Below are 3,844 nucleotides of genomic sequence, written 5' to 3' on the forward strand. Positions count from 1 at the left end.
AAGGAATAAAGTTATGGGCACAGAAACACAATCGCAGGCTAGTGCTGCTGAATTAGAAGCGCTAGATAATGGTTTTATGGGGCATCCTAAACCGTTACGTCCGTTGTTTTTTACAGAAATGTGGGAACGGTTTTCTTATTATAGTATTCGTCCGCTATTAGTATTGTTTATGGTAGCGACGGTCAGTAGTGGCGGTTTTGGCTTCGATGAGGTCACAGCTTCTGCTATCTATGGTATTTTTGCAGGCTCATTGTATTTAGCGGCCGTACCGGGCGGTTGGCTGGCAGATAATTGGCTGGGACAAGAGCGAGCACTGTGGTGGGGCAGTATTATTATCGCCCTAGGTCACTTGTGTATCGCGCTATCCGCTATGTTTGGTATGACGCTATTTTTTGTTGGCCTGATGTGTATCGTTCTCGGTTCAGGTTTATTTAAAACTTGTATTTCAGTAATGGTCGGAGCTTTGTATCCCAAGGGTGATGCACGCCGAGATAGCGGCTTTACTTTATTCTATATGGGTATCAATATCGGTGCGCTATTGGCCGCCCTTATCGTTGGCGTATTTAAAGAAAAAGGTATGTGGCATGTAGGCTTTGGTGTCGGTGGTCTAGGCATGCTGGCTTCATTATTGATTTATCGTTTTTCAGCTAAAAAAACGTTAAATCGCTATGCTCGTGCCAAAAATATCACTCCTGAATGGGAACAAACGACTGGGCTTTTCAAAAATGTAGGTCGCTGGGTGGCAGGGTTTCTGGCGTTACTTGTCGCCATTACTTTGTTGGTGGCGACTGGTATTATGCCATTTAACCCTGAGATGGTTGCCCAATATATGACGTACATCATTGCAGCAGTAGTGATACTGTACTTTGCTGTCATGTTTATTTCACCGCGATTGGACAAAGCCGATAAGCTGCGTTTGCTGATTTGTTTTATCTTAATCATTGGCTCGACGCTATTTTGGTCGAGCTTTGAGCAGCAGCCAACGTCGTTTAACTTATTCGCCGATCGCTATACAGATCTTAACGTTTTAGGCTTTGAAGTGCCTAGTATTTGGTTTCAGTCGCTCAATCCTTTGTTTATTCTCATATTAGCGCCGATCATCAGCATTGTATGGGTCAAGCTTGCAAATCGAGGCCTTGAGCCGAATAGTATGGTAAAGTTTGCGCTTGGTATGTTGCTCGCTGCCGCAGGCTTTGCATTGATGATTTTTGCCTCAAAAAGTATTTTGACTAGCGATGGCGGTTTGGCTTCACCTTTATGGTTAGTCGGTAGTTTATTATTGCTGACGCTTGGTGAGTTAGCGCTCAGTCCTGTTGGTCTGTCTGCAATGACTAAGCTTGCGCCAAAAGGCATGCAAGGTCAGATGATGGGGCTTTTCTTTGCCTCTATCGCCATGGGTAACTTGGTCGCGGCTTTCTTTGGTGGTCATGTCTCGGCTGATAAAATCGAAGGGTTGCCGGGATTATTTACGATGATGACAACCTTTTTGGTGGTCACAGCCGTTATCTTATTGGCATTAGCCAAACCGATCAATAATATGCTACAAAAAAGCGAGCATGCAGATACGCTGAGCTAATTGAAACACAGGGTTAAAGTGATTTGGTATCAATACTAATACCAGCAAAAATGTTAGATGGCGAGACGTGTTACCATCATCGGTGGCACGTTTTATGGTTGCACTTAGTAAGTTATTGACCCCGCGCTATTGAAAGTCCGCTTTCCGCCCAAACATCTAATGATGCTCTGCTGTAATCCTATAAGGCTATTAAAAATAGCTAGCCTCATTTATCTGCTCATTGACAACATTTTAGTTTTTAAGACATTGAACCGCTTACTTAGGTTTAGATACTGAGCATTCAATGAATGGTAAATAACAAACGCTTAAAACAGTTTTACTTGCTCAAATAAGACGACTATCCATAGTCGCCTCACAATATGATTTTTCTAAATCTCATTTTTTTAAAATCAATAAGGACACTTTTTATGAATAAACAAAGCATCCACGATCGTATCGACAGTCTACGTCAGGCATTAGTAGCACAAGACCTGACCGCGATTATCGTACCATCTGCTGATCCTCATCTATCTGAGTATCTGCCAGAATATTGGCAAGCGCGTTTATGGTTGTCAGGATTCACAGGCTCAGTCGGTACGCTCGTTGTTACCGCTGATTTTGCTGGATTATGGACGGACAGCCGCTATTGGGTACACGCCGCTGACCAATTAGAAGGTACAGGTATTAGCTTAGAGAAGCTTGCACCGGGTCAGCCGAATCATATTGATTGGCTCGCCGAGCATTTGGCGGAGGGTGACAGCGTGGCAGTCGATGGCAATGTATTGTCTATCTCTGAACAAGATAGATTGTTAAATGCCTTTGATGCCAATGACATTACGTTAATCACTGAGCGTGACGTATTTACAGAAATATGGAGCGATCGTCCAGCGCTACCAACTGCCAGTCTATATCAACACGATGCGCAGTTTGTCGCGCAGTCTGCTACCTCAAAACTTGCCGCTGTACGCGCAGGTATGGCTGAGGCAGGCGCAACCCATCACTTGCTTTCAAGCTTAGACGATATTGCTTGGCTGACCAATTTGCGTGGCGCTGATGTTGACTATAACCCTGTGTTTTTGGCACATATGCTGATTGATGCTGAAACAGCGACTTTGTTTGTCGATAATAATAAAGTTAGCGCAGATATTGTACAAAGCTTAAAAGACAGCGGTATCACCCTTGCTGATTATGACGCTGTGCAAGATGCATTAGGGACATTGACTGCTGATGACTTATTGCTATTAGATCCGAGTAAAGTGGCAGTGGGTACGCTATCTAAAATGGCAGACGGCGTAGGTTTTATTGAGCAAATGGCGCCAAGCACTTTGTTAAAATCGGTTAAATCTGAGGCTGATATTGATCATGTACGTGAAGCCATGCGTCAAGATGGTGCTGCATTAAGTGAGTTTTTTGCCGTATTTGAGCAGCGCTTAGCAGACGGTGAACGCTTAAGTGAGCTGGACGTCGATAGTATGCTCATCGAAGTGCGCAGTCAGCAGCCACATTATGTCTCACCAAGTTTTCCAACGATTGCAGGCTTTAATGAAAATGGTGCGCTGCCGCATTACCGCGCAACGCCAGAGAAGTTTAGCTACTTAGATGTCAACGAAGGTGAAGGTGGTTTACTACTCATTGACTCAGGCGCTCAGTATCAAAACGGCACGACCGACATCACGCGCGTGGTCGGTATTGGACACGTAAGCAGCGAGCACAAGCGTGACTTCACCACCGTACTCAAAGCCCATATTGCGTTGGCCAAAGCGCATTTCCCTGATGGTATCGCCTCACCGTTAATCGATGCGATATGCCGTGCGCCATTGTGGCAAGCTCAGATGGATTATGGTCATGGTACAGGTCATGGCGTTGGTTATTTCTTGAACGTCCATGAAGGTCCACAAGTTATTGCTTATAGTGCCAGCACGCCGAAAGAGCGCGCGATGAAAGTAGGTATGATATCCAGTAATGAGCCAGGTTTATACCGCGAAGGCAAATGGGGTATTCGTATCGAGAATTTGGTGGTTAACACACCAGTTGCCAATCCTACTGAGACGGAATTCGGTCAATTCTTAAACTTTGAAACCATCACTTATTGCCCAATTGATACCCGTCTAATTGAGCCTGCATTATTAACTCAAGTCGAGATTGATTGGCTTAATGACTATCATAGCCAAGTCTATGCGGAGCTAAAAGACCGTGTTGAAGGCGCGGCACTTGACTGGCTGACTGAGCGTACTAAGGCTATCTAAAGTAAACGCTTATATCTGCGAATCTAAAATAAAAAATCCCCGT

The 3,844-nt window shown here is 44.6% G+C and carries 2 protein-coding genes; both read left to right on the forward strand.

The annotated features are described in order from the left end of the window. The first annotated feature begins 13 nt into the window (after positions 1 to 13). The gene (locus tag ACT3RN_RS14870; RefSeq protein WP_192992446.1) at positions 14 to 1,576 is read left to right on the forward strand and encodes a peptide MFS transporter; all 1,563 of its coding nucleotides are present in this window, start codon (positions 14 to 16) and stop codon (positions 1,574 to 1,576) included. A 407-nt stretch (positions 1,577 to 1,983) separates the two neighbouring features. Next, positions 1,984 to 3,801, forward strand: coding sequence for an aminopeptidase P family protein (locus tag ACT3RN_RS14875; RefSeq protein WP_192520328.1), 1,818 nt, complete (start codon positions 1,984 to 1,986; stop codon positions 3,799 to 3,801). Positions 3,802 to 3,844 lie beyond the last annotated feature (43 nt).

Source organism: Psychrobacter sp. AOP5-GZ1-6 (assembly GCF_052376345.1).
Classification (GTDB): Bacteria; Pseudomonadota; Gammaproteobacteria; order Pseudomonadales; family Moraxellaceae; genus Psychrobacter.

Excerpts from the sequence above, each read along its gene's own strand:
- ACT3RN_RS14870 (WP_192992446.1), top strand. The coding sequence starts at position 14 with ATGGGCACAGAAACACAATCGCAGGCTAGTGCTGCTGAATTAGAAGCG.
- ACT3RN_RS14875 (WP_192520328.1), top strand. The coding sequence starts at position 1,984 with ATGAATAAACAAAGCATCCACGATCGTATCGACAGTCTACGTCAGGCA.